The organism is Salipiger sp. ABF4_146 (genome assembly GCF_056161345.1).
Genome location: NZ_JBSWYX010000002.1, coordinates 368,706 through 394,372, shown reverse-complemented (window position 1 = coordinate 394,372; position 25,667 = coordinate 368,706). Strand labels below are relative to the sequence as shown.

The window sequence follows — 25,667 nt, the reverse complement described above, 5'->3', positions numbered from 1 at the left end:
CGGTCCTTGGCGGGTCATCCCCGCAGTGGGACCGATGCCGCGGGGCATGTCAACGCAAGGGGGATCACAGTTGCCCGCCGATCGGCAGCACGCCGAGGAGCGGCGAGGTGAAGGCGCGCATCGCAGACAGCGTCGGGGCGCTGCGATAAAGTCGCCAGCGGTTGCCCGCATCGTGCTCCAGCCAGTCGATGCCGCCGCTGCCGTCAAGGCGCAGGCGGAAGGCGGCGTCTGGCAGCATGGCCTTGAAGTTGCGCGCGGCCTGCGCGGCAAGGCGCGGTGAGTCGACGAGGATGCCCATCTCGGAATTGATCCGCACCGAGCGCGGGTCCCAGTTGAACGAGCCGATGAAGAGCTTCCGCTCGTCCAAGACAAAGGCCTTGGCGTGCAGCGCCGAGCGCGACAGCCCGAGGCCGGAGAGCGTGCGGTCGGGGCGCGGCTTTTCGGCTCGCAGTTCCCAGAGGTCGACGCCGGCGGCAAGCAGGTTGGGCCGCGAGTGCGCGTAATGGGCATAGACAGACGGCACGTCGGTGGCGTCGAGGGAGTTCGTCAGAACCGTCACGTCCACGCCGCGCTCCTCCAGATCCCGCAACAGCGCGACGCCACCACTGCGCGGCACGAAATAGGCGGACACCACAAGGAACTCATGCTCGAGCGCGGCAATTTGCGGCAGCATGGCGCCGCTGAGCGTGGCAGCACGGGGCAGATCGCCGGCGGCCTTCGCGGGGGGGTCGGCCACCAGCGTTGCCTGTGCGGCTTCAAGCGGGGGAGGGCTGCGTTTGAAGCCCGCCACACGCTCTTCCAGCGCGGCGCCGTAGGGCATGCCACGGGTCTGCTGGGCGTGCAGCGCCAGCCGATCGCGGGTGGTGGCGAGATCGGGATCATCTTCGCGGGTCGTGATCAGCGCCGAGGCGGGAATGGCATAAGGGCTGTTCCAATAGCCGTCAAAACTCGCCGCCACTTCACCCACAACCGGCCCCGCCGCCAGAAGATCAAGGTCGTCATAGTTCGAATCCTCGTGCGCCGAGAAATACTCGTCCCCGATATTGCGCCCGCCGACGATGGTAATCCGGCCATCAAAGGTCATCGATTTATTGTGCATGCGCCGGTTGATCCGGCGGAACTCAAGCAGCGCGGAGAGCGCCTTGCCGCGCGAGCGCAGGAACGGGTTGTAGAGGCGGACCTCGATATTGGGGTGGGTTTCGAGCGCCCGGGTCGCTGCGTCGTAGCCGCGCGTGTCCATGTCGTCGAGCAGCAGCCGCACGCGCACCCCGCGATCGGCTGCGCGCAGCAGCGCATCGGCAAAAAGCCGTCCCGAGACATCGTTGTGCAGCAGGTAGTATTGCGCATCGATGCTGGTTTCGGCCCGGTCAGCCAGCGCGATGCGCAGCGACAGCGCATCGATGCCGTCTGCGATGATCCGGACCCCCGACTTGCCGTCGGCCCGGCCCTGCCAGCGCTGCGTCATCTGTGCCAGAGGTGCGGCCCCCGAACTGGTCAGCGCGCTGCTCATCTGCTGTGGCACCTGCGGTGGCGCGCCCGTGCAGGCTGACAGTCCAAAACATGTCACGAGCAATACGAGCAGGAACCGGAACATGAGCGCCTCGTGTCTTTGGTGGTGCAACCGTGCCGGTCAGGCTGGGCCAGCGGTGCCGCTGCGGCAAGGCCCAAGGCCGGACACCGGGCGCTTCTCACTCCAAGCGCGGCATTCGCGCCGCAGGCCGGATCGGTCATCTTGCGTCGGTGCAACGTCAGTCGATCGGGTGCCGCTAGGCTCTGGGCAAGCCTTGAGACTTGCGGTATCGCTGTCGCGCGCGGCCCCTTAGCTCAACTGGATAGAGCAGCTGACTTCTAATCAGCAGGTTGAGGGTTCGAGTCCTTCAGGGGTCGCCAGCACATCCAAACAATCGCCCGCTTTGGCGCCTCATACGCCCGCGCGTCCTGCCCCGGACACCGTTTTGCGCTGCGCTGCGAGTCGGCATCTGCCCCCGTAAATCCATAGCCGTTCTGGAATTTGCGCTGTTTTCACGCCGCAGAACTTAGAAAAGTTAATCATAAGTGAACAATTCACGACCGCTTCACTGCGAAATCTTGTGCCAATCACGCCTGCTTCACGCATCGCCGGCAGATTAAGTTTACGTTTCGTAAAGCGCGGACGTCTGTAGGGCCAAGCACCGGAGAGGGGATTTGCGATGATTGGGCGAATCGACACCGACAGAGATAGATTTCAAGTGATTGCCGGAGGCCGTCGTCCCGGACGGGCGGTGCCTCCCTGTCTGCACCTGCCGGCGCCGCCACGTCTGGACTCTGCAGAGCTGGCGGCGGAGCTTGCCGAACTCTATGCGATGATGTTGCTGCGCGACACGCCGTTCACCGCCATGCAGGACCCGCATCACGCGGTATGGATCGACGGCAGGACGCGCTTCACGCTGCACGAGTTGCTCTGCGAGATGCGCAGTCTCAGCTGGTACGATCAAGAGCGCCGCACCGCTGCGCCGGGCAGCGCCGGAGCGCAGCGCCGCAGCTTGAGACTGAATCGCGAGGGGCAGTTGACGCTATGCAGCATGTATCGCGGGATGCTGGCACCCGCTGCATCCGGCCGCTCGGCGCTGTCGCTGTTCCATTGGGTCGACCGAAATGCGCCGGGGCTGCAGGCCGAGCCAAGTGCATCGCCCGCGCCGGATGCGCCGATGTCGGCATGGGTCGACTGGGTCGGCAGGCAGTCGGGCGCCGCCCTTGCGCAACCGGGCGCAAACGCCGCAGGGCTGTCGCCTCTGGTCACCCCGCGCGATCTGGTGTTTCGTCTGCGCAAGAGCCACCCCTGCCGTGTCTACTACAACGCTGCGCTGATGCTCTTGGCGCGCGGTTGCGATTTTGATCCGGGGCTGGCGCCAAGCGGAGACGCGGACCCGATCAGCGCGCAACGGCTGCTGGCGCTGATGGCCGAGGCGGCGGAGCGCGGGTCCGAAGCCGTGCTGCGGATGCGGGCGCGTAGCGACCGAAACAGTGCCCCGGCCGTGACCGCAGGGCGTCTCTCCGGCCTTCTGTCGCGTGATGAACTGCCGTCGGAGGGGGCGCAGGATCTGCGCGCCGCCGCCGAAGAACTGCAAACCTACGCGCCGAACCTGTTGCACTGGGTCGACCGGGCGAACGCGATGCAGGCCGGCAAGGCCCGCCCCACCGGGCGCTTTCTGCTGCCCGGGATCGAGATCGACGGTCTGCCCAGCCACGCCTCGGATGTCGCGCTCAAGGTGGTGGTGGCCGGAGCGCTGTCGACTCTGTTCAAGGCGCTCTTCGATACCCGTCCGGCGCCGCGCCTGCGCATGGCGACCGACCCCGCGCCGGGATTCGAGCCTGGCGCCGAGGCGGACCAGCTTGCCGCCGACGTTGCGCTGTCCGCGGCGGTTGGCGGCGCGCAGTTTCAAGCCGAGAACCATCATTACTTGCGCGTCGGCGAGGCGCTTGCGCTGCAGGTGCTGCATGGCTGGCTCGGTCGGCTGACGCAGGGCGTGTCGATGGATCTGACGGATTTCGACGGCTGCGCGCTGCGCATCGAGAGCCATCTGAACCAGGCCGGCAGCCCCGAGGTTGCGCTGCGCCGCGAAGGGCGCCCGGTGCGCTTCCCGATGGTGGCGGACCGCCCCAGCGCGCATCTGGCGGTGATCTGACACCCGCTTGATGCCGATCAAGGTGGCGCGCCAGCGGGCGAGGCACTCTGCATGCAGCCACAGGAGGCCCGCCATGCTGAGTCCCAGACATAAAGCCACCAGCCGCGCCATCGCACGCACTGTCTTCCCTTTGAATCCGCTCGCCATGACGCTGCCGCTGCTCGCGGCGGCGCTGCTGGCCGGGGCGGTGGCCGCCGGGCAGCAGGACGCCGACCGGGGGCAGGGCCTTTACGCATCTCATTGCGCCACGTGCCATGGCATTGAGGGGCGTGGCGATGGGCCGATGGCCGGGGTGCTGATGATTAAGCCGGTGAACCTGAGCGAGCTGAGCGCGGCGAATGGCGGGAGCTTCCCGCTGGAGCGGGTGGTCAAACGCATCGACGGGCGCGACCCGCTGGTCAGCCACGGCTCTCCGATGCCGGTCTACGGCGAGTTCTTCAGCTATCGGGCCGACACCGTTGACCTAGACACCGAGGTGGCGACGACGCAGCCGGTGGCCGATCTCGTGGCCTATCTGATCAGCCTGCAGCGCGGCGAGTAGGCGCTTAGCTGCCGTTACGAAAACTTCGTTGGTTCCGGCAGGAACCGCGCCCGTCATCCGGGGGTTTCTATTCCATACGCAACCTCAGGAGGACCCGTCATGAACTGGGACCAAATCGAAGGCAATTGGACCGAATTCAAGGGCAAGGCGCGCGCGCAATGGGGCGAGCTGACCGAGAATGAGGTGCAGGAAGCCAAGGGTGACCGCGAGCAACTTGCCGGGCTGATCCAGAAGAAATACGGGATCGCCAAGGAAGAAGCGGAAAAGCAGGTCGCTGAGTGGCAACAGAGCCTCTGAACGCGCCGTGAAAGAGTGACAAGGCGGGGCCATCCGGTCCCGCTTTTTGCTGCGCGGGTGGTGGCGTCAGTGGCAGATGTTGCGGGTCTCTGCGCCTTTCCACGGGATCACCACATCGGCAGATTGCAGCACCTGGTCGAGCCCGCTGATGGGCATTTCCTCCGAGATCATCGCGCGCAACCGTGAGGTACGCGGCGCACCGGGATCGAGCATCTGGCAGCAGACGTATTCCTCGACGATGGCGCCCTGCTGTTCGTAGCCGTAATCGAGGAAGCGGGCGGTTCCGTCGGGGTCAAAGAGATACGGGTCAGCCGAAACCTGATGCTCTGTCGCGGCCTTCAGCGGGGTGTAGCCGGTGCGGGCACGGTTCTGCCATTGCCAGACGTGAGTCATCTCGTGCGCGAAGAGCATCGCGCCGTAAAGGTTCAGCCGCTCGGGATAGCTGGCCATATAGTCGTCGAGGAACACGTCCTCGCGATAGAAGATGTGGTTGAACAGGGTCAGCGCGGCTGGCGAGACGGTGACTGTCTCGCCTTTCGATGGGGGCCAGATCCGTTCCATACAGGTTAGGCGTGGGCGCACAGGGCGTTCAAACGTCACGGCGCGGGAGGCCAACCCATCGTGAAACCGGACTTTCCCGGTGTCGATTTGCGGCCCCTGCATGGCCTTCAGGAAGGCCGCTTCGTTTGGCGTCAGAGGCCGGCCGCAGGCGGCGAACCCAAGCAGCGAAATAAGCAAGAGGGCGTGGGCGATGAAACGGCGCATGCGCAAAGACTGAGCCGTTTTCCGGAAAGGGTTCAAGGGGTTTGCTGTGCAATGGCGAAATTGCCGGGCGGCAGGCCCGAGATCTCGAGGATCAGCTTCTTCTTGACCGCGTCGGCAAAGCTGGCACGGGTCTCTGCGGTGACCACGAAGGCTCCGGTGCCGCCGATAATCAGGTCTTCGTAGCGCGCTTCCAGCCCGCCATGGGCGCGGCCGGGATCATCCGGGCTCAGGATCGGCAGCGCATTGATCGTGACACCTGCGGCGAGGACTTCGTCGCGCGCCTCGGCGATCGTCGGGCCGGTCCAGTTGTTGGCGCTGTCGCCGGAAAAATCAATGACCCGTCGCCAGCCGTCGAAAGCATTGGTTTCCATCTGCCGCAGACCTTCCAGCAGCGCCGCGCCGATGGCGTTGCGGCCATAGGCCTGACGCGGCTCATCAAGCAGGGCGGCGGCAAACCCGCGCGCCGCCTCCGGACCGTCGATCAGCGTCCAGTCCACCACCTGCGCCTGATTGGAGGCCCACTCCACGTAGGTGATCGCGATATGCCCGTAGGCGGTGCCGGCGATGACCGACAGAACCTCTGGGTCGGTGATCGCCTGCGCGTAACCCTCGCGCTGGAACTGCAGTTCCGACGGGGTGATTGAGCCCGAGGCGTCGGCCAAAAGCACAAGCTCGAGGTCGGTGTCCTGCGCCAGCGCCGGAAGGGCAATGGGCGCAGCAATGGCAAGTGGAAGCAATATTGAACGCATCGGCATCTCCGTGCGTGGGCAAGGGGATGCCGACAGGGTGCCACTCCGTGCGCGTTCTGCCTAGCCTTACGTTTGACGCCTTACGTTTGACACAGACCACCGCCACGGCACGATTGCGCGACGGGTCAGGATGCGTCAGAGTCGAAGCACTGTCGACGGCACGTCAGAGGGGATGCGTACGCTGCCACAGCACTAGGGAGTTGCCGCGTGGCTATCTCGGAGAAGTCGTTACTTGCTGCTGAACTCGCCCTCGGGCTTCTGCCGCCGCAGGAGCAGGATGAGGGGCTGCGCGCTGCTGCGCAGGATCCTGAACTCAGCGCCGAGTTGGATTTCTGGGAAAGCCGGTTCATCGGCCTTGCCGGGCCCGCCGAAGAGGTAGCCCCGCCGCCGCGCGTGTTCAACGCGATCCAAGCCCGGCTCTTCGCCGAGGAAGCGCCGCGCAGCTTCTGGCAGGAGATGCTCGCACCAGAGAACCGCGCATGGCTGGTGCTTGCCATCGCGGTCAAACTGGGCGTGATCGGGCTACTGGTCTACGCGCTTTTCTGAACGGCCTGAGCCGTGCCGCCAAGGGCGCGGCCCAAGGTCATCCAGATGGCGATGGCCGCGACGACGGTCGCAAGCAGGGCCACCAGCAACAGGTCGAGCCGACCGCTCAGCCCATCTTTCAGAGCGTAGAACGCGACGGCAATCAGCGGAATGTGCACCAGCACGAAACTGGTGATCTGTAAGCGCAGAAGCATCGATTTGGTCATGGGTCGCCGGTCGTAAGTGAGGTGTCCACCGCAAGGGTGAGACATCCGCCAAGGGAAAACAACAGATTTACACACAGAAGTCGCAGCGTCGCGGACGCTGCGAAGCACAGATAGAGGGACTTACACGTCCAGTTCTTCGACGAAACGCGCGTTTTCCTGAATGTACTGGAAGCGCAACTCGGGCTTTTTGCCCATCAGCCGCTCGACCAGATCGCCGGTTTCGCCGGGCTCGTCCTCGTCGATGGTCACGCGGATCAGCTTGCGGGTGGCGGGATCCATCGTGGTTTCCTTCAGGTCCTTGGCGTCCATTTCGCCCAGACCCTTGAAGCGCTGCACGTCGATCTTGCCCTTGCCGCCAAGGCCCTTGGTCATCATCAGGTCTTTCTCGGCATCGTCTGCCACATACACGCGCCGCGCGCCCTGCGTCAGCCGGTAGAGCGGCGGGCAGGCGAGGTAGAGATGGCCGCCGTCGATCAGCGGGCGCATCTGCGTGAAGAAGAAGGTCATCAGCAGCGAAGCGATGTGCGCGCCGTCGACGTCGGCGTCGGTCATGATGATGATCTTGTCGTAGCGCAGGTCGTCGATGTTGAACTTGGTGCCAAGCCCGACGCCAAGCGCCTCGCAAAGATCGCGGATTTCTGCGTTCGAGCTGAGCTTGTTCGACGCCGCGCCCAGCACGTTGAGGATCTTGCCCTTCAATGGCAGCAGCGCTTGGGTCTCGCGGAACCGCGCACCCTTGGCCGATCCGCCCGCCGAGTCGCCCTCGACGATGAACAGCTCGGTGCCCTCGCGGTTCTTGTTGGTGCAGTCTGTCAGCTTGCCGGGCAGGCGCAGCTTCTTGGTGGCCGACTTGCGGGCGGTTTCCTTTTCCTGACGGCGGCGCAGGCGCTCTTCGGCGCGCAGCACGAGGAAGTCGAGAATAGCGCCCGCCGATTTGGTGTCGGAAGCCAGCCAGTTGTCGAAGTGATCGCGCACCGCGCCTTCGACGAGGCGCTGCGCCTCGGTGGTGGCCAGCCGGTCCTTGGTCTGGCCAACGAACTCCGGCTCGCGGATGAAGCACGACACCAACGCGCAGCCGCCGGTCATCAGATCGTCTCGGGTGATCTGGTTCGCCTTCTTGTTGTTGACCAACTCGCCATAGGCGCGGATGCCCTTGAGGATGGCCGACCAGAAGCCCGCCTCATGCGTGCCGCCCTCGGGGGTGGGGACGGTGTTACAGTAGGACTGGATGAAGCCGTCGCGCGACGGGGTCCAGTTGATCGCCCATTCCACCTTGCCCGGAGCGTTGAACTTCTCGCGGAAGTCGACGGTGCCCGAGAAGGGCTTTTCGGCATAGGTGCTGGCTGTGCCCAGCGTCTCGGTCAGGTAATCGGCAAGACCACCGGGGAAGTGGAAGGTCGCCTCGGTCGGCGTGTCGCCTTCCTCGATGGCGGACTTCCAGCGGATCTCGACCCCGGAGAAGAGGTAAGCCTTGGACCGCACCATCTTCAGCAGGCGCGAGGGTTTGAACCGGTGATGGCCGAAGATGTCCTCGTCGGCGTGGAAGGTCACCGTCGTGCCGCGACGGTTCGGCGCGGCGCCGATCTTCTCGGCGGGGCCCTGCGGAATGCCGCGCGAGAAGCGCTGCTCGAAGAGCTCCTTGTTGCGCGCCACCTGTACGACCATGGAATCCGACAACGCGTTCACCACCGAGGCGCCCACGCCGTGCAGGCCGCCCGAGGTCTCATAGGCGTCGCCCGAGAACTTACCGCCCGCGTGCAGCGTGCAGAGGATCACCTCGAGCGCCGATTTGCCGGGAAACTTGGGGTGCGGATCGATCGGGATGCCGCGCCCGTTGTCCCGTACGGTGAGGGCGTAATCGCCGTGCAGCTCGACCTCGATGCGGTTGGCGTGACCTGCCACCGCCTCGTCCATGGCGTTGTCGAGAATCTCGGCCACCATGTGGTGCAGCGCGCGCTCGTCGGTGCCGCCGATGTACATGCCGGGGCGTTTGCGCACCGGTTCAAGCCCCTCGAGGACTTCGATCGAGGAGGCGTCATAAGAGGCGGCTTCGGTCGCGGCGAGAAGATCGTCTGCCATGTGGTTGCTGCTCGTTCCCGGATTCTGATTGGCATTGATTATGGCAGAGCGAAGGGAGCGGGAAAAGCCCCGCACCCCATCATCATGGGTATGACGCTGTGGATCAGGCCGGATCTTGTGGTTTGATGCTGGACCAATGGGCGCCCATTGCCACGATGCAGGAGGTGCCCGAGGCATAGGATATGACCATGGTCCAGTTGTCGCGCGCATCGAGCCAAAGTTCGACAACCTCGTCGGGACTGCGCAAGCCGGTGGACGCGAGGGTCGCGCCCTGCTGCCGTTTCAAGCGCTTGGTCATCTGCGGCGAGGGCTCGCAGATGGCGTCCGCAATGGGCGAGACGGCCGAAGCAGGGGTGCCGCTGAGCCCCAGAGCGCACATGCCGAGAGAGAGCAAGGTCAGGACCCGCGGGGCCTGATGGGAAGGAAGCTGCCGAGGAATCATGAGAGAGCGCCACATACAAAAGAGTGTAACGCTTTCATGAAAATTCCCCTAACGCCGAGGCGCCGGAGCAAAATATAAAGCGCCCGGCCGCGCAGAGCGGGCCGGGCGCCAAAGGCTCGCGGGCGGTGTGCCCGCGAAAGACCTTAGAAGCGGTAGTTCAGCGAGACGTTGAACTGGGTGTTCTTCAGTTCCATGTCGTCGGCGTCAAAGTCGGTGAACTCGTTGTAGGTGAGCTCGGTGCCGACGGTCCAGTTGTCGTTCAGGAAGGTCTCGGTACCGATGCCCGCGAAGTAGCCGTCGGAGTCGCCGCCGTCGATGCTGCCGCCGTCGGTGTAGGCTTTGGCATAGCCGCCGGTGCCGTAGACCATGGTGTCGCCCAGATCGTAGCCGACACGTGCACCGGCACGCATGATGCCGTCCAGATCGCCTGCGTCGCCAAGCTCTGCGTCGGTCCAGTCGTACTGAACACCACCACCGACGATCCAGTCGCCGAAGTCGTAGTCGTAGTACGCTTTCAGGCCATAGGTCATCGCGTCATCGTAGTCGTCGGGCGTGCCGTCGGTGTCGAAGGCGCCGTAGCCCAGCTGGATGCCGCCAGAGAAGCCGGTCCAGTCGCGCGCGGGGGCGACGGGCACGGGCGCCGGCGTGGGGACGGGCTCGACCACGGTCGGCTCGAGGCTGCCAGCGAAGGCGGGGGCTGCGACGGTGCCGGCGAGGAGAGCCGGGAGGGCGATTTTTGCGAATTTCATCGGGTCTGCTCCATATTCTTTATGGTTCATCATGTGTTGTCCAAGCTCGCTTTGGAGCGTGTGACTGAGGGTACAACCAAACTTTCACTCGGAACGATCCACACATATCGGTCACATGAACGTGCTGTGGCGGAACCACCACGAAAATCGCCAGCGGCACTGGGTCTCGGCCAAATGCAGCCGCCGCGTGAGCGGCTGGTGGCAGGTTTTGGCTTACGTCTGAAAGATTTCGGAACCCTGCGGTGAGCGGTTTACGCGGGGTGATCCGGCGCTGGCGAGAGACTCAGATGGGGCCGCGTGAGCGGGGGCACACGGCATGCACAATCGATGCACAGCGCATGCGCACGGCGCGCTGGGCGCGCGTTAACCATCAAGCGGGAAAGTGGGGCGGAGCGAAAGAGACCGAGGAGAGCGCCATGCGCCGCAAGTTGACCGAGATGAGCAAGACCGAGCGGATGAACTTTCAGTTCGCCGTGGATGCGATGGAGATGGTGGAGCGCGACCTGCTCGATCGCATGTGGGACCGCCGCGGCTGTCCGCCCGAGTGGCACTCGATCTGCCGCGAGACCGACCGGCGGGATCTGCGGCGCACCCGCTGCACCATCGCGCTCGATGCGGATGTGGTGAAATTCTTCAAGGCGCTCGGCCCGGGGTATCAGAGGCGCCTCAACCGGGTGCTGCGCGCCTTCATGCACTACCGGCTGGCCAAGGTGCTCGACGGGCCGGACACATCGGACTTCATCATGCGCCCGGAACTGGTCGAAGAGCAGGCCCGCAAAGAGCGGACCCGCTGGGGCGACACGCAGAATGATATCGTGCGGACCGAAGTGGCACCGGACCCGACGCGGCATTTGAAGGGGTGAGGGGTATGCTTGAAGTGATCTGACTTACTCGAAGCAATTTGAGCGAGGTGGTTACGCTTTTGGAAACTATTGGAGTGGACTGGTGGTGAGATTCGGAGAGACCTCAACAGAACCCCCGCTTCCACCTGTCGCGTCTCCATCGCGTCCAACGGTGGCGTCTCCGCCCTGCATGCAAGAGGTAAGGGTGAAAATCGAAATTAATATAATGACATATCTGTTCATCTGACTCTCCCAAAATGCTCTCATATTGAAAGGCCACCTATTGGAAATCCATTGAAGCCCGGACAGTAGCACGGGGCGCCACGCGGGACGGAGCTTGGCAAAAAGCAATATCCGAAATTCGTTTGGCATTGAGTTGCGAAGATTTGGGGCGCTGGCGTGGGGTGTGCCCGAATTGTACGGGCTTCAAAATCTATGGGGCTGTCTGGGTTGCCGTTTCTATATACGTCCAATGTAGAGCCGTCGCTGTTTATTGTCGTTCTCTCTATGGCCGCCCCGCCGGATGCATCCCCGTCACGGCCAACATATCCATCCCCGCCTTTGATCGTGCAGGATGATAACAAAAATGCCATGAAGAAAATTAGGCTCAATGGGCGCATTAAATTCACCCGTGTGCAGCAGGGTTCTTATATATAATAGAGATAATATATAAGGGCAGCCTCAAAAGTCAATGCGTTTGCCCCCCATTTTGCGGGGCCGAATTGGCGCGACATTCATAGCGGCTATCGCAGATGCTGCCATTGCAGCGTGCGCCTAGTTGCACTAGGGCTAGGTAGTCCTCACCAATTCCCGCACCACGCACTGCGGTCCGTCTCCGCCCAGTTCCTTCCGCCCCAGCTCGCGCCACGCCGCCTCATCAAACGCCGGGAAGAAGGCGTCTGCGCCGTCGACCTCCAGATCGACCTCGGTGACCAGCAGGCGGTCGGCCTTTGGCAGCAGCCCCTCGTACACCGAGGTGCCGCCCATGCCGTAGACGCGGAAATAGCCCTCGGATTTCGCCAGATCCAGCGCCTCATCGAGCGAGCCGACAACGTACTCGGTCAGCGATGTGTCGCGTGAGACGACGATATTCAGGCGGTTCTTCAGCGGCTTGACCGGCAGGCTCTGCCATGTGCGGCGGCCCATGATGAGCGCGCCGCCGGAGGTCTCGCGCTGGAACATCTTGAGATCCTCGGCCTTGAACCACGGGATGTCATTGTCACGGCCAATGGCGCCATTGCGGGCGCGGGCGACGATCAGGGTCAGCATGGGCGGGCCTCAGACGGCCACCGGGGCCTTGATGGCCGGGGCGGGGTCGTAGTTTTCGAAGATGAAATCCTCGAATTTGAAGTCGAAGAGCGAGGGCACGTCGCGCGCGAGCTTAAGTGTCGGCAGCGGGCGCGGATCGCGCGACAGCTGCGTTTCCACCTGTTCAAGGTGGTTGAGGTAGATATGCGCGTCACCGATGGAGTGGACGAAATCGCCGGGCTCGTAGCCGGTGACATGCGCCAGCATCACCGTGAGCAGCGCATAAGAGGCGATGTTGAACGGCACCCCGAGGAACATATCCGCCGAGCGCTGATAGAGCTGCAGATGCAGCTTGCCGCCGATCACCCGCACCTGCCAGAGCGTGTGGCAGGGGGGCAGGGCCATCTCGCCGATCTCGCCGGGGTTCCACGCCGAGACGATGAGGCGGCGGCTGTCGGGGGTGGTCTTGATCATCTCGACCAGCTGCGCGATTTGATCGACCTCGCCGAGCAGCACGCGGGTGGCACCGTCGTCACCGACCTCTTCGCGGATGGTCGGAAAGTGGCGCCATTGATGGCCGTAGACCGGGCCGAGATCGCCGTTCTCATCGGCCCATTCGTCCCAGATCGAGACGCCATTGTCCTTGAGATACTTGATGTTGGTGTCCCCGGCGAGGAACCACAGCAGTTCGTGGATGATCGAACGCAGGTGCAGCTTCTTGGTGGTGACCAGCGGGAAGCCCTCGGACAGCGGATAGCGGCACTGCATCCCGAAATACGAGATCGTGCCGGTGCCCGTGCGGTCGGTCGAGCGGGTGCCGAGATCGCGCACGGTGCGCAGGGCGTCGAGATACTGGCGCATGGGGCCTCCGGGCTGGTCGTGGTGTCCCTTGGCAATAGCGGATCAGGGCGCCGAGGCAAAGCAGGTTCCGCGCGCTCTCGGGGATTTCCGCCCCAGATGTGGGGGTGAATGGCGGCCGCGCGCCGAGATGCTGTGGCGGCAGAATTGCCTCACTTCGTTGATAACAGGCCGCGCGGATGAATCCCGAAGTTGAATGGCGGGAATTCTCTCAGCAATGTGATGGCAATCGAGCAGGGTATTGGCGTGTGGGAGGGTTTCATGCAGAGACTTTGGGCACTTGCGGCGATGGCCGCGTTTCTCGCCGGGTGCGGGGCGACCAGCGACAGTGATGACGACGACTGTATCCGCGACAATCCGTTGCAGGAGTGCGAGACAACCGAAGACGACGACGGCACCGATACGCCCGATGATGTGGACGCGACGGTGGCGAGCTTCAGCTTCGCCGAAGACATGAGCAGCGTCACGGTGCGGATCAACGGGCTCGACACCACGCCGCTTGAGGCGGTCTATGCGCGCAACAACCGTCTGACGGACGCGCTCGATCTCGACGATTATGTGGCCTTCTCGGTGCAGGAGGATCCTCTGGATCGCTTCTTCCTCGCGCTTGGCGGCATGAGTGCCGACGGCAGTGTCTCGGCGGCGGCGGTCGGCGATGGTGGCCAGTTCAACAATGTTTTCCAAGATGGTTCCTATAGCCGCGACGGCGACTTCGACCCGCCCGATTTCAACGATGAAACGAACCCCGAGGTGGGGCAGGTGAGTTACGCCGGAGACTATGCCGCGGTGACCAATCTGGTCACCGGTGGCGGCGTCGATCTGCAGTCAGTGGGCTCCTTGCCCGAGGATTACGAGAACCTCGACCTGCCGGGCGAGCCGTTCCCGATGACCGGTGTGATCTTTCTCAACGTGAACTTCGCCGATGCGGCGGTGAATGGGCAGATCATGAACCGCTCGCTGATCGACATCCGAGGTTATGGCGGCGCCACCGAAGCGGGCAAATCTGGAATCACCGACGTCATTCTGACCGAGGGTACGATCAACGCGGACGGCATCTTCAATGGCTCGGCCGAGAATCCCGACGAAGAGGGGATCGGCAGCTTTTCCGGGATTTTCGGGGGGGAAGACGCGACCTACGCGGCGGGCACCACCGAGCTTTCGTGGACCCTCACGGCGCCGTTCGGCGTCGGCGAAGAGGAGTTCGACATCGAAGAAGTGGGTATGTTCGTCCTGACACAATGCGGCAAGAGCGGTGCGCGCGAGGACATCTGCTCGTTGGTGCGGCCGTAACGCCGCCGATGGTCCTGCCGCGCCTGTTGCTGGCGGCCGTCTTGTTGGCCGGTGCGGTCCTCGCGCCGGCCGTTCCCTTGGCAGCCGCGCCCGATACCCCCGCTTCCACTTCCACAGAGCGGGTGATGACCCTCTCGGCGGCGCAGTTGCGCATCGCTGCGCTGCGCGCCGTACAGCAGGGGCGCTTTGCTCTGGCATCGGAGCTAGGAGCGCTATTGCTGCGGGTCGATCCCGAAGATGCCTATGGGCATTTTGTGATCGCGCAGGCCCAGCTGCGCGGCGGGAATACCGAGCAGGCCCGCCGCGCCGCGCGTCAGGCGCTGCGCTATGCCGACACCGAGGTGCAAAAACATGAGGCGGCGCGGGTCATCGCGGCGGCTTACGCGCGGGACGAACGGTTCTTTCTGTCACAGGTGTGGATGCGCCGCGCGCTGATGGTGGCGCCGAGCGAGGCGCTGGAGGCGCGGGCTGGCCGCGAGTTCCAGCTTCTGCGGGGGATGTCGCGGCTGCGCTTGTCGGCCAATCTGGGTGTCGCGCCGTCGTCCAACGTGAACGGCGGTGCGTCCGAAGAGATCAGCACGGTGGACGGTCTGCCGCTGGTCGGGATCCTTTCGCCTTCGGCGCAGGCACTGGCCGGCACCGAGGCGCAGGGCGAACTGGCGCTGAGCTATGCGTTGTTGCGCGACGCGCGCTCGGAAACCAGATTGCGCGGTTTCAGCTCTGTGCGGCGGGTCTGGTTAAGCCCGGACGCGCAGGACAAGGCGCAGGACGTGGACAACGGAGATTTCGGATCCTCGGCGCTGGAGTTTGGTTTGCAGCACCGGCGCAGGTTAGGCGCCAAGGGGCCGCTCTTGGGGGCCAGCGCCACGCTGGGCCGTGCTTGGCAGGGCGGGGAGCGTGCCTATGACTACCGGCGGGGCGCGCTGAGCGCGATTCAGCGCGTCGGAAAGCGCAGCGCTCTGATCCTCGGCGCGTCATGGCAAGGTCAGCGCGACGCGGATTTCGCGCTTAACGACGTGGCCACGCGCGGGGCGCAGCTTGGGTTGAGCCATGATTTCGGCGCGCCGGGGAAGGTCACGCTGATGCTGCAGGGTGGACGGGCGGAGTCGGACAATGGCCAGATCACCCGCACCACGCGCGGCGCGCGATTGTCCTACGCGCCGGCCGAGCCGCTGGGACCGGTCGAGTTGGATTTGGCTTTGTCTGCCTTTGAGCACCACTACCCCGATTACGAGGTGCTGGTGCCTGTGCCAGGTGGGCGCGAGGACAGAACCTTTCGCGCCGATATCGACGTTGCGTTTACCCAGTTGGATTATGCCGGGTTCATGCCGGTGCTCAACATCAGCGGCGCGCGCTCGGACAGCAATGTCAGCCGGTTCGAGACGGAAACCCTTTCGTTCAGTCTCGGCTTTAAGTCGCGCTTCTGAATGCGCTTCTGAATGTGAAGTCTCGACAAGCGGGCCGGGCCTGCTAGCCTATTGGTCCGGACCTGTGTGCTGCGGCCCTACGGGGCGCGCCCGGACCGGCCCGCCTTGCGGGGCGCGTGGGGTGCGGTGCGAGGCTGCGCCGCAGGTCAGAAATCGAAGACCACAAGACCAAGAGGAAAGGGCAAGAAATGCCGATCCGCTACCTGCACACGATGGTTCGCGTGAAGGATCTCGATAAATCCATCGCCTTCTATGAACTGCTCGGCCTGAAAGAGCGCCGCCGGATCGAGAACGAGAAGGGCCGCTTTACGCTGGTCTTCCTCTGCCCGCCCGAACAGGACGATGGCACAGCCGATGTCGAGCTGACCTACAATTGGGACGGTGACGAGGGGCTGCCTTCGGATTCGCGCCACTTTGGCCATCTGGCCTATACGGTGCCCGACATCTACGAGGCCTGCCAGACGCTGATGGACGCTGGCGTGACGATCAACCGCCCGCCGCGCGACGGTCACATGGCCTTCGTGCGCTCGCCGGACAATGTTTCGATCGAACTGCTGCAGCAGGGCGACGCGAAAGAGCCGGCCGAGCCTTGGGCGAGCATGCCCAACACCGGCCACTGGTGAGCCGAGCCGGTGGGCGTGCGTCTCTCTGCGGTTCTGGGCCTCGGTTTGGGGCTTTTGGGCACTGACGCTCTGGCGCAGCAGACGCATTGCCGGCTGGCGCTACTGCTGGCGCTCGATGTCTCTTCTTCGGTGGATGACAGCGAGTACCGGCTGCAAAAAGAGGGGCTGGCCGGCGCGCTACGCGATCCTGACGTGCGGCGCGCGATCCTCGAGGGCGGCGGAAGCGTCGCCCTTTCGGCCTATGAGTGGAGCGGGCGCAATCAGTCACAGCTGGTGATGGACTGGACCATGTTGAGCGATGAGGCGGCGATCGACGCCGCCGTCGTGCGGCTGCTGAGCGCGCCGCGCAGCTACAACCGCTACCCCACGGCGATGGGCTATGCGCTGGGGTTTGGTGCAGGCATTCTGGAGACCGCGCCGGTCTGCGACCGGCGGGTGATCGATGTCTCCGGCGACGGCATCACCAATGACGGCTTTCGCCCGCAGCAGGCCTATTCGCATTTTCCCTTTGAGGGGGTCACGGTGAACGGGCTGGCGGTGATGGGCTCTGATCCGCGCGTGGTGGAGTATTTTCAGGGCGAGGTGCGGCACGGGCCCGGCGCCTTTGTCGAGATCGCCGCGGGCTACGAGGATTTTCTGCGCGCCATGACCCGCAAGCTGTTTCGCGAGGTCAATGACATGATGGTGGGCGAATTGGCGCCCATACCCGCGCCTGCGGCGCCCGAGGACACCGAACTGCGCTGAGCGGCGCTTGGTTCGCGCGGCGCGCGGCCCTATATCGGGCGCAAGAACATCTGCGCGGAGTGTGATCCATGGGATATGCAAAGACGGCCCTTCTGATGGCTGCGATGACCGCCCTGTTCATGGGGCTGGGCTATCTGATCGGGGGCAGCACCGGCATGGTGATCGCGCTGATCTTTGCGGGCGGGATGAACGCCTTTTCGTGGTGGAATTCGGACAAGATGGTGCTGCGCATGCATGGGGCTCAGCCGCTTTCGCCCGGCGACCGCTACGGTCTGCATGAGATGGTGACGCAGCTGTCGCGCAACGCCGGGCTGCCGGTGCCCAAGGTCTATCTGATGGACACGCCGCAGCCCAACGCCTTTGCCACCGGTCGCAACCCTCAGAATGCCGCCGTGGCGGTAACCTCGGGGCTGATGCGCAGCCTATCGCGCGAGGAACTGGCCGGGGTGGTGGCGCATGAACTGGCGCATATCCGCAACCGCGACACGGCGATCATGACGGTGACGGCGACGTTTGCCGGGGCGATCTCGATGCTGGCGAACTTTGCGTTCTTTTTTGGTGGCTCGCGCGATGAGAACCGCATGGGGCTGGTCGGCACGCTGGCGATGATGTTCCTTGCGCCGATGGCGGCTGCGCTGGTGCAGATGGCGATCAGCCGGACACGCGAGTATGCCGCCGACAAGGCGGGGGCCGAGATTTGCGGCAATCCGATGTGGCTGGCTTCGGCCCTTGGGCAGATCCAGCGCGGCGCGGCGCGGGTCGACAATCTGCGGGCCGAGGCGAACCCGGCCACCGCGCATATGTTCATTATCAACCCGCTGCATATGCACAAGCGCGACAATCTATTTGCCACGCACCCGGCCACCGAAAACCGCATCGCCGCGCTGAAGGAACTGGCCGCGCAGGGCGGCTTCGCACAGGCGGGGCAGGCTCGACCAGCGCAAAATCAGGGCCAAAGCAGCGCTGTGCGCGGGGCAGGGCCGGCGGACTGGTCCGGTGCGGGCGCGGAGTTTGATGGGGAGGAGTCGAACCGGCCCAGCGTTGCGGGACGTCCTAGGCCGGTGCCGCGCAAGCGCCGGGACCGCAGTGACGGACCGTGGAGCTGACCCGGTCGCGCGCCTAGTAGATGTAGCGGATCTGGTCAGTCCAGAACCGTTCGAGGCGGCGCAGGCCCATGTTCACATCCTCGAGCCCTTCGAGATCGACGATCTTTCGCGCCTCCAGCCCCTCTGAGTGGCGGCGGAACAACTCGTCCACCAGATCGCGGATATGGCGGCCCTGATCGGTCAGGCGCACCCGGACCGAGCGGCGGTCTATCTCGCACCTTTGGTGGTGCATATAGCCCATATCGACCAGTTTCTTGAGATTGTAGCTGACGTTCGAGCCCTGATAGTAGCCGCGCGATTTCAGCTCGCCCGCGGTCACCTCATTGTCACCGATGTTGAACAGCAGCAGCGCCTGCACGGCGTTGATCTCGAGGATGCCGACGCGTTCGAACTCGTCCTTGATCACGTCGAGCAGCAATCGGTGCAGCCGTTCAAGCAGTGAAAGGGTTTCCAGATAGCCCGCCACAAAGCCCGTGACCGGCCGGTTTCCGAGGGAAGCGTGGATGCTCATGACCGTCTCCGCCAGTGCCGAATGCCCTAAGGTTCTGGCGGGAAAAGACCAAGAATGGGTTAAATCTAGTCAGATGTGCCGAAAAGCGCAAAGGTCGCGCCTTTCGGCGGGGCGCGCTCAGCCTGCCGAGGCGACGCGCGCGATGTCGGAAATCAGCGGGCGCAGCTCTTCGGGCGCGGGGCGCTGGCCGGAAATCCACTGGTAGAGATCGGGGTCGTATTCCTCGAGCAGCGCCTCATAGGCGTCGAGCTCATCGGCGGTCATCGCGTCGAGCTTGGCGTCGCAGTAGCGCACCAGCAGGATGTCCATTTCCTTGGTGCCACGGCGCATGGACCGCATCCGCAGCCGCTTGAGCCGGTGCTCGCGGGTTTCGCCGCTGGTGTTTTCGGGCGTCGTCTGAGCCGTCATCTCAGGCCCCTTCCTTCAAGAGCTTGCGCAGTTTCTTCTCGAGGCGGCCGAGGCGCTCGCCCGCAGCGCGCATTTCACCGCGCAGCGTGCGAAGTTCAAGCAGCGTTTCATCGAGGTCGGGGGAAATCTGCGGCTCTTCCTCGCTTGGGGCCGACAGCCCGTCGCCTTCGCCGGTGATCAGCCAGACCATCGAGACATTGAGCAGCCCTGCGAGCATCTGCAGCCGATTGGCGCGCGGCTCGGACAGGTCGTTTTCCCAGCCTTGCAAGGTCTTGAGCCGCACCCCCAGCCGTTTGGCCAGAGTGTCCTGCTCCATGCCCGCGGCCTCGCGGGCAGCGGCGAGACGGTCGCCGAATGTGGCGGCGTCGGGGCCGTACCAGTCGTTTTCGTCTTCCATGACATCTCCTGTCGCGACGTTGGGGAAGTCGCTTGAACGGTGTCGGAGCGCAGCCTATGACATGAGGCGCAGCAATACAAACGGTGGTCTAATGTCCTTTCTTTCCGACACCCTCTCCCGCGTGAAACCTTCGCCGACCGTGGCGGTGACCCAGCTGGCCAACGATCTGAAGGCCGCGGGCAAGGACGTGATCGGCCTTGGCTCGGGTGAGCCGGACTTCGACACGCCCGATCACATCAAGGCCGCCGCCATTGCCGCGATGGACGCGGGCAAGACCAAATACACCGCGCCCGACGGCATCATCGAACTGAAGCAGGCGATCTGCGCCAAGTTCAAGCGCGACAACGACCTGACCTACACGCCCTCGCAGATCTCGGTCAGCACCGGCGGCAAGCAGGTTCTGTTCAACGCGCTTCTGGCAACCCTGAACCCGGGTGACGAGGTGATCATTCCGGCGCCTTACTGGGTGAGCTATCCGGACATGGTCAAGCTGGGGCAGGGCGAGCCGGTGTTCATCGATGGCGCACCCGAGCGCGGCTACAAGATCACCCCCGAGCAGCTTGATGCGGCGATCACGCCGAAGACCAAATGGTTCCTGTTCAACTCGCCGTCCAACCCCTCGGGCGCGGGCTATTCGCGCGCCGAGCTGAAGGCGCTGACCGACGTGCTGATGAAGCACCCGCATGTCTGGGTGCTGTCCGACGACATGTATGAGTACCTCGCCTACGACGATTTCGAGTTCTGCACCCCCGCAGAGGTCGAGCCGGCGCTCTACGAACGGACGCTGACCGTCAACGGTGTGTCTAAGGCCTATGCGATGACCGGCTGGCGCATCGGTTATGCCGGCGGCCCCGAGCATCTGATCGCCGCGATGCGCAAGATCCAGTCGCAGAGCACCACCAACCCCTGCTCGATCAGCCAGTGGGCCGCGGTCGAGGCGCTGAACGGGCCGCAGGAGTTCCTTGGCGAGTGGGTCGAGGTGTTCAAGCGCCGCCGCGATCTGGTGGTCAGCGCGCTCAACGCGGTGGACGGTATCGAGTGCCCGACCCCCGAAGGCGCGTTTTACGTCTACCCGACGATCGATGGCCTGCTGGGCAAGACCTCGGCGGGAGGCACCAAGATCGACAATGACGAGGCCTTTGCCAAGGCGCTGCTGGAAGAGACGGGCGTTGCCGTGGTGTTCGGCGCGGCCTTCGGCCTGTCGCCGGCGTTCCGCATTTCCTACGCCACCTCGGATGAGGCGCTGACCGAGGCCTGCAAGCGCATCGCCGCATTCTGCGCAGGGCTGAGCTGATGAACGGGGCGCTGCCGGACTTCTATTACCGGGTCCGCGACAACGGAGCGATGGTGTTCCGCGTGGACGGCGAGAACCGGCAGCGCCGCATCGAGATGGACCAGATCGCTGTGGTCAATCTCAACAAGGGTGAGATCAAGCCGCATGGCGATCACGTCCTGACCCCCGAAGAAACCGCCGAGATCACCGCGTGGATGGAGGCTCGGCGGGCACTGCTGGCGCGGCGCACGCTCGACGACGTGCATCGCACGGTCGATGCGTTGAACGGCACCGCGCAATGGGCGCAGGCGAAGGCCAGCGATGCCGAACTGGACGAAGTCACTGAAGCGCTTCTGCTGGCCATGCACGATCTGCGCAGCGTGCTGGTGCGTCGGCGCGCCGACCGTGTGCTGAAGGGCGGCGACGCAGGAGAGTGAGCCTCAGTCTCCGAACTGCGCGCAGATCCAGTCGAACACCGCGCGCACTTCGGTCGAGGGCTGGGGGGCGACCATGCGCACCACATAGCCCCGCGGGCTTTGCAGTTCGACGGGCAGGGCCGGAACCAAGGTGCCGGCCTCGATCCGGCTGTCGGTCAGTCCGCGCCATCCCAGAGCGACCCCAAGACCTCGTTCCGCCGATTGTATGACGTGATCATAGCTGTTGAAGCTGATCCGCTCGCCGCGGGTTTGCGCCGCGCCTTCACCGCTCTGGGCCAGCCAGCTGCCCCATGTGAACCACGGTGCGTTGCCCGCCGAAGTGAGCTCGATCAGCGGCAGCGCTGGCAGCTGCTCGGGGCGCTCCAACTCGGGATGGCTGTGGAGAAATGCGGGGCTGCATACCGCCTGAACGCGCTCGGGGAAGAGGCAGCGCAGCCTGTCGGTGTCATTCTGCCGGGTTTCCATGCGCACCATCAGGTCGATCTCTGGGCCGGGGGCGTTGTCGCGAAGCTGCCGGGTGAGCAGCGAGATTCCAAGGTCGGGGAACTCTGCGCAGAGCGAAGGAAACACCGGCAGGAAGCGCAGCCCGGCGAAGGCGAGGTCGGTTTCGATCACCACCGTGCGGCGGCGCGCGGGGCGCTGCAACCGGGCGAAGGCTGTGGCGGCTTCACCCAGATGCGGCGCGATGGCGTCGTGCAGTTCTTGCCCGGCGCGGGTCAGGCTGACGCCGCGCCGCTCGCGCAGCAGCAGCGGCTGGCCCAGCGAGTCTTCCAGCGCCTTCATCCGCTGGCTGAGCCGCGGCTGCGACAGCCCTGCGATCTCGGCAGCGCGCGACAGCTGACCACTTTGCGCAACCAACAGGAAGAGGCAGAGATCGGCGCTGTACCGGCTGAATGTGCTATAAGAATTGCCAATATCAGACATAAGCAGATTTCGCGGTTATTTCGGCCAAAAGTCAACTATCGTCCCCGAAACTTATATCACGACACCGAAGGCAATCGCTGCATGACCTCGGCTCCACGCGGGACCGGGGGAGATGCGTGGCGGATGCTGGACGGCAGCCGCGCGACGGCTGCTTGGTTTCACTACAAGACACCGAAAGGACTGCGCCCCGGATGAGCACTCAAGGCCGCCCGAATATCCTGATTTTCATGGTCGACCAGCTGAACGGCACGCTGTTTCCAGATGGCCCCGCCGACTGGCTGCACGCCCCGAACCTCAAGGCGCTGGCCGCGCGTTCGACCCGGTTCCGCAACGCCTATACCGCCTCGCCGCTCTGCGCGCCGGGGCGGGCGAGCTACATGTCGGGCCAGCTGCCCTCGCGCACCGGGGTCTACGACAACGCCGCCGAGTTCGCCTCGTCGATCCCCACCTACGCGCACCATCTGCGTCGCGCGGGTTACCAGACCTGCCTGTCGGGCAAGATGCACTTCGTCGGGCCGGATCAGCTGCACGGCTTCGAAGAGCGGCTGACCACCGACATCTACCCGCCCGATTTCGGCTGGACCCCGGACTACCGCAAGCCCGGCGAGCGCATCGACTGGTGGTATCACAACATGGGCTCGGTCACCGGCTCGGGCGTGGCCGAGATCTCCAACCAGATGGAGTATGACGACGAGGTCGCCTACAACGCCACGCGCAAGGTCTATGACCTCGGGCGCGGCAAGGATGACCGCCCGTGGTGCCTGACCGTCAGCTTTACCCACCCGCACGACCCCTACGTGGCGCGGCGCAAGTACTGGGACCTCTACGAGGACTGCGAGCACCTTCTGCCCGAGGTCGGCGCGATGGCCTACGAGGATCACGACCCGCATTCGAAGCGCATCTTCGACGCCAACGACTGGCGCAGCTTCAACATCACAGAGGACGATGTGCGCCGCTCGCGCCGGGCCTATTTCGCCAATATCTCCTATCTCGACGACAAGATCGGCGAGGTGATGGAGGCGCTGCGCGGCACTCGGCAGGAAGAGAACACCATCATCCTGCTGGTCTCGGATCACGGCGACATGCTCGGCAACCGCGGCCTGTGGTTCAAGATGTCGTTCTTCGAGGGTTCGGCCCGCGTGCCGATGATGATCGCCGCGCCGCAGATGGCGCCGGGCCGGGTCGACACGCCGGTGAGCAACATCGACGTCTGCCCGACGCTCTGCGATCTGGCGGGCGTGGCGATGGACGAGATCACCCCGTGGACCGACGGTCACAGCCTCGTGCCGCTGGGGCAGGGCGAGACGCGCGAGGCGCCGGTGGCGATGGAATACGCCGCCGAGGCCTCTTACGCGCCGCTGGTCTGCCTGCGGCAAGGGCGCTGGAAGTACACCCGCTGCGCGCTGGACCCGGACCAGCTGTTCGATCTTGAGGCCGATCCGAACGAGCTGACCAACCTCGCCGCGGACCCGGCGCACGCCGACACGCTGGCGCATTTCACCGCCATGGCCGATGCGCGCTGGGACCTGCAGGGTTTCGACGCCGACGTGCGCAAGAGTCAGGCGCAGCGCTGGATCGTCTACGAGGCGCTGCGCAACGGCTCTTATTTCCCGTGGGATTTCCAGCCACTGCAGAAGGCGTCGGAGCGGTACATGCGCAACCACATGGACCTCAACGTCGTGGAGGAGAACGCGCGCTTTCCGCGCGGCGAGTGAGCCGCGGTGAAATCCTCTGGCGCGCGGGGTTCCCGCGCGCCCAACCCGGCCGCTCAAAGGGCGCCGCGACCGGGAAACACCAAAGCCCGATCAACAGGGACATCCCGAATGGCAAAAATTGAACCTCCCCTTTCAGACTTGCCGATCAAGACAGCCGACAAGGGCTTCTACAACGGCTTCTCGCTCGACGTGACGGTGACCTCGAAACTCGCGGTGGGCGGGCTGGTGCTCTGGGCCGTCGCCTTCCCCGAGCAGGCCGGCAATGTGCTTGGCGGCCTCAACACCTTCATCCTCGCCAACTTCGCCACATGGTACATCTACGTCATGGCCTTCTTCGTGCTGGTCTGTCTGGCGCTGGCGCTCTGGCCGGCGGCGGGCAAGCTCAAGCTTGGCCATGACGGTGAGGAACCGGAGTTCGGCAACTTCTCGTGGTTTTCGATGATGTTTGGCGCGGGCATCGGGGTCGGCATGCTGACCTGGGCGGTGGCGGAGCCGATCTACCACTTCCGCAACAACCCCGAGGTGATCCAGGGGCTGGCCAATGGCGAGAGCATGAACAACTTCATGAACGCCTATAAGTACAGCTATCTGCACTGGGGCTTCTCGGCGTGGTCCTCCTATGCCATCGCCGGGCTGGCGCTGGGGTATTTCACCTATCGCCGCGGCTTGCCGCTGACCATCCGCTCGTCGCTGACCCCGCTTTTCGGCTCGGCGCTGTCGGGCGTGCTGGGGCATGTGGTCGACATCGTGGCGGTGATCGCCACCATCCTTGGCGTGGCGCAGACGCTGGGCTTCGGCGTTGAACAATTCGTCGCAGGCATGAGCAAGATCGGCATCGGCGACTGGCTCGTGACCGAAGAGGGCAACGCCTCGTCTGCCGGCATCATCGTCGCTCTGGTGGTGATCATGGGCGCCTCCACCCTCTCGGCGCTGTCGGGCGTCGGCAAGGGCATCAAGTGGCTGTCGAACCTCAACATGGGGCTGTCGATCTTCCTGCTCGCCTTCCTGATGATCTTCGGCTCCACCTGGTTCGGCATGCAGGCGCTGTTCATCGGCATGTTCGATTACGTCATCGCGCTGCCGAAGATGCTGTTCACCGTCTACCGCGCCGATGGGTCCGAGACCGGCGACGCGCTCTCGGGCTGGCAGGGTGCGTGGACGGTGTTCTACTGGGCGTGGTGGGTGGCCTTCGCGCCCTTCGTCGGCCTGTTCCTCGCACGCATCTCGCGTGGCCGGACGATCCGCGAGTTCGTGCTGGGCGCGATGATCGTGCCGTCGATCATGTGCTTCGTATGGTTCTCCTTTGCCGGCGGCACGGCGATCGACATGGAGCTTTCGGGGCTGGCGGACGGCGCGATCTTTGCGTCCACCGACGGCGCCAAGATCTTCACCATGACCGGCATCATGCTGGGCGACGTGCTGGGCTGGATCATGGCGGTGATCATCGTGATCTTGCTGATGACCTATCTCGTCACCTCCGCCGACTCGGCGGTGCTGATCGTCAACACGATCAACGCGGCGGGGGATGAGGGCCCGAAGGCGCGCCCGCGCATCATCTTCTGGGGCGTGACGCTGGGCCTTGTCGTCGGTGCGCTGCTGCTGGTCGGCGGTCTGACCGCGATCCAGACCGCCATGGTGATCGGCGCGCTGCCCTTCTCGGTGGTGATGCTGCTGATGTGCGCGGGGCTGTTCAAGGCAATCTACCGCGACGGGCTGCGTGCCCGCCAAGGCGTGCCCTCGGTGACCGTGGAACTGCCGCCCGCCGAGTGATCTTCATCGGGACGGGAAACGCTGGCCGGCGCAGTATTGCGCCGGCCATTTTTGT

Annotated in this window: 27 protein-coding genes and 1 tRNA gene; 15 read left to right on the top strand and 13 right to left on the bottom strand. The window is 64.5% G+C overall.

The genetic code is table 11. The features are described from left to right. Positions 1-64: 64 nt before the first annotated feature. Positions 65-1,510, bottom strand: coding sequence for a phospholipase D family protein (locus tag ACXAJT_RS04695; protein ID WP_475233343.1), 1,446 nt, complete (start codon positions 1,508-1,510; stop codon positions 65-67). A gap of 303 nt (positions 1,511-1,813) precedes the next feature. On the opposite strand from ACXAJT_RS04695, the gene ACXAJT_RS04690 reads away from it, so the two are divergent. From ACXAJT_RS04690 to ACXAJT_RS04675, 4 genes are all read left to right on the top strand, one after another. Next, a tRNA-Arg gene (locus ACXAJT_RS04690) sits at positions 1,814-1,890 on the top strand. Positions 1,891-2,261: 371 nt separating this feature from the next. Then, positions 2,262-3,665 carry a bromoperoxidase gene (locus ACXAJT_RS04685; RefSeq protein ID WP_475233342.1) on the top strand — a complete coding sequence of 468 codons (1,404 nt, stop codon included), beginning with the start codon at positions 2,262-2,264 and terminating at the stop codon, positions 3,663-3,665. Between the two features lie 145 nt (positions 3,666-3,810). Beyond that, complete coding sequence (locus tag ACXAJT_RS04680; protein ID WP_475233582.1) at positions 3,811-4,206, top strand: c-type cytochrome; 396 nt, start codon at positions 3,811-3,813, stop codon at positions 4,204-4,206. Between the two features lie 99 nt (positions 4,207-4,305). Continuing rightward, positions 4,306-4,503, top strand: coding sequence for a CsbD family protein (locus ACXAJT_RS04675; protein WP_475233341.1), 198 nt, complete (start codon positions 4,306-4,308; stop codon positions 4,501-4,503). Positions 4,504-4,569: 66 nt separating this feature from the next. Here the strand turns inward: ACXAJT_RS04675 and ACXAJT_RS04670 are convergent, their stop codons facing one another. Continuing rightward, the gene (locus ACXAJT_RS04670; protein ID WP_475233340.1) at positions 4,570-5,064 is read right to left on the bottom strand and encodes a hypothetical protein; all 495 of its coding nucleotides are present in this window, start codon (positions 5,062-5,064) and stop codon (positions 4,570-4,572) included. Positions 5,065-5,300: 236 nt separating this feature from the next. After that, complete coding sequence (locus ACXAJT_RS04665; protein WP_475233339.1) at positions 5,301-6,017, bottom strand: DUF1194 domain-containing protein; 717 nt, start codon at positions 6,015-6,017, stop codon at positions 5,301-5,303. 207 nt (positions 6,018-6,224) lie between these two features. Here ACXAJT_RS04665 and ACXAJT_RS04660 point away from each other — a divergent pair, with 207 nt between their 5' ends. Beyond that, on the top strand, positions 6,225-6,563 hold the full coding sequence (locus ACXAJT_RS04660) for a hypothetical protein (RefSeq protein WP_475233338.1): 339 nt from the start codon (positions 6,225-6,227) through the stop codon (positions 6,561-6,563). Here the strand turns inward: ACXAJT_RS04660 and ACXAJT_RS04655 are convergent. The 4 genes from ACXAJT_RS04655 to ACXAJT_RS04640 all read right to left on the bottom strand — a co-directional run bounded on the left by ACXAJT_RS04655 (position 6,548) and on the right by ACXAJT_RS04640 (position 10,039). After that, the gene (locus tag ACXAJT_RS04655; RefSeq protein ID WP_475233337.1) at positions 6,548-6,769 is read right to left on the bottom strand and encodes a hypothetical protein; all 222 of its coding nucleotides are present in this window, start codon (positions 6,767-6,769) and stop codon (positions 6,548-6,550) included. The genes ACXAJT_RS04660 and ACXAJT_RS04655 overlap by 16 nt on opposite strands. A 120-nt stretch (positions 6,770-6,889) precedes the next feature. Next, a complete protein-coding gene (parE, locus tag ACXAJT_RS04650) occupies positions 6,890-8,848 on the bottom strand; it encodes a DNA topoisomerase IV subunit B (RefSeq protein ID WP_475233336.1) in 1,959 nt (652 codons plus the stop codon). 103 nt (positions 8,849-8,951) lie between these two features. Then, entirely contained in the window at positions 8,952-9,146 is a 195-nt protein-coding gene (locus ACXAJT_RS04645) for a hypothetical protein (RefSeq protein ID WP_475233335.1), read from the bottom strand. 287 nt (positions 9,147-9,433) lie between these two features. Next, on the bottom strand, positions 9,434-10,039 hold the full coding sequence (locus ACXAJT_RS04640) for an outer membrane protein (RefSeq protein ID WP_475233334.1): 606 nt from the start codon (positions 10,037-10,039) through the stop codon (positions 9,434-9,436). 416 nt (positions 10,040-10,455) lie between these two features. Here ACXAJT_RS04640 and ACXAJT_RS04635 point away from each other — a divergent pair, with 416 nt between their 5' ends. Further along, positions 10,456-10,902: a BrnA antitoxin family protein gene (locus ACXAJT_RS04635; protein WP_475233333.1), complete on the top strand. Its 447-nt coding sequence runs from the start codon at positions 10,456-10,458 to the stop codon at positions 10,900-10,902. Between the two features lie 768 nt (positions 10,903-11,670). Here the strand turns inward: ACXAJT_RS04635 and ACXAJT_RS04630 are convergent. Both ACXAJT_RS04630 and ACXAJT_RS04625 read right to left on the bottom strand, forming a co-directional pair. Beyond that, complete coding sequence (locus tag ACXAJT_RS04630; protein ID WP_475233332.1) at positions 11,671-12,150, bottom strand: dihydrofolate reductase; 480 nt, start codon at positions 12,148-12,150, stop codon at positions 11,671-11,673. A 9-nt stretch (positions 12,151-12,159) separates the two neighbouring features. Next, the gene (locus tag ACXAJT_RS04625; protein ID WP_475233331.1) at positions 12,160-12,990 is read right to left on the bottom strand and encodes a thymidylate synthase; all 831 of its coding nucleotides are present in this window, start codon (positions 12,988-12,990) and stop codon (positions 12,160-12,162) included. A 258-nt stretch (positions 12,991-13,248) separates the two neighbouring features. Here ACXAJT_RS04625 and ACXAJT_RS04620 point away from each other — a divergent pair, with 258 nt between their 5' ends. From ACXAJT_RS04620 to htpX, 5 genes are all read left to right on the top strand, one after another. Beyond that, positions 13,249-14,277 (top strand): hypothetical protein, encoded by a 1,029-nt coding sequence (locus ACXAJT_RS04620; RefSeq protein WP_475233330.1) that lies wholly within the window; start codon positions 13,249-13,251, stop codon positions 14,275-14,277. A 125-nt stretch (positions 14,278-14,402) separates the two neighbouring features. Continuing rightward, positions 14,403-15,704, top strand: coding sequence for a hypothetical protein (locus ACXAJT_RS04615; protein WP_475233329.1), 1,302 nt, complete (start codon positions 14,403-14,405; stop codon positions 15,702-15,704). Positions 15,705-15,892: 188 nt separating this feature from the next. After that, positions 15,893-16,327: a VOC family protein gene (locus tag ACXAJT_RS04610; protein ID WP_475233328.1), complete on the top strand. Its 435-nt coding sequence runs from the start codon at positions 15,893-15,895 to the stop codon at positions 16,325-16,327. 15 nt (positions 16,328-16,342) lie between these two features. Continuing rightward, positions 16,343-17,071 (top strand): DUF1194 domain-containing protein, encoded by a 729-nt coding sequence (locus ACXAJT_RS04605; RefSeq protein ID WP_475233327.1) that lies wholly within the window; start codon positions 16,343-16,345, stop codon positions 17,069-17,071. Between the two features lie 68 nt (positions 17,072-17,139). Beyond that, complete coding sequence (gene htpX, locus ACXAJT_RS04600) at positions 17,140-18,177, top strand: zinc metalloprotease HtpX (RefSeq protein ID WP_475233326.1); 1,038 nt, start codon at positions 17,140-17,142, stop codon at positions 18,175-18,177. 13 nt (positions 18,178-18,190) lie between these two features. Here the strand turns inward: htpX and ACXAJT_RS04595 are convergent, their stop codons facing one another. From ACXAJT_RS04595 to ACXAJT_RS04585, 3 genes are all read right to left on the bottom strand, one after another. Then, a complete protein-coding gene (locus ACXAJT_RS04595; RefSeq protein ID WP_475233325.1) occupies positions 18,191-18,688 on the bottom strand; it encodes a winged helix DNA-binding protein in 498 nt (165 codons plus the stop codon). 117 nt (positions 18,689-18,805) lie between these two features. Continuing rightward, a complete protein-coding gene (locus ACXAJT_RS04590) occupies positions 18,806-19,096 on the bottom strand; it encodes an FAD assembly factor SdhE (RefSeq protein ID WP_475233324.1) in 291 nt (96 codons plus the stop codon). A gap of 1 nt (position 19,097) precedes the next feature. Beyond that, on the bottom strand, positions 19,098-19,493 hold the full coding sequence (locus ACXAJT_RS04585) for a helix-turn-helix domain-containing protein (RefSeq protein WP_475233322.1): 396 nt from the start codon (positions 19,491-19,493) through the stop codon (positions 19,098-19,100). Between the two features lie 91 nt (positions 19,494-19,584). Between ACXAJT_RS04585 and ACXAJT_RS04580 the strand changes: the two genes are divergently transcribed. Next, complete coding sequence (locus tag ACXAJT_RS04580; protein WP_475233321.1) at positions 19,585-20,787, top strand: pyridoxal phosphate-dependent aminotransferase; 1,203 nt, start codon at positions 19,585-19,587, stop codon at positions 20,785-20,787. Beyond that, positions 20,787-21,203: a hypothetical protein gene (locus tag ACXAJT_RS04575; protein ID WP_475233320.1), complete on the top strand. Its 417-nt coding sequence runs from the start codon at positions 20,787-20,789 to the stop codon at positions 21,201-21,203. The genes ACXAJT_RS04580 and ACXAJT_RS04575 overlap by 1 nt, the downstream gene beginning before the upstream one ends. A gap of 3 nt (positions 21,204-21,206) precedes the next feature. On the opposite strand, the gene ACXAJT_RS04570 is transcribed toward ACXAJT_RS04575, so the two are convergent. Then, positions 21,207-22,127: a LysR family transcriptional regulator gene (locus ACXAJT_RS04570; RefSeq protein ID WP_475233319.1), complete on the bottom strand. Its 921-nt coding sequence runs from the start codon at positions 22,125-22,127 to the stop codon at positions 21,207-21,209. A 191-nt stretch (positions 22,128-22,318) separates the two neighbouring features. Here ACXAJT_RS04570 and betC point away from each other — a divergent pair, with 191 nt between their 5' ends. Both betC and ACXAJT_RS04560 read left to right on the top strand, forming a co-directional pair. Then, complete coding sequence (betC, locus tag ACXAJT_RS04565) at positions 22,319-23,842, top strand: choline-sulfatase (RefSeq protein ID WP_475233318.1); 1,524 nt, start codon at positions 22,319-22,321, stop codon at positions 23,840-23,842. A gap of 108 nt (positions 23,843-23,950) precedes the next feature. Beyond that, a complete protein-coding gene (locus ACXAJT_RS04560) occupies positions 23,951-25,612 on the top strand; it encodes a BCCT family transporter (RefSeq protein ID WP_475233317.1) in 1,662 nt (553 codons plus the stop codon). The last annotated feature ends 55 nt before the right edge of the window (positions 25,613-25,667 follow it).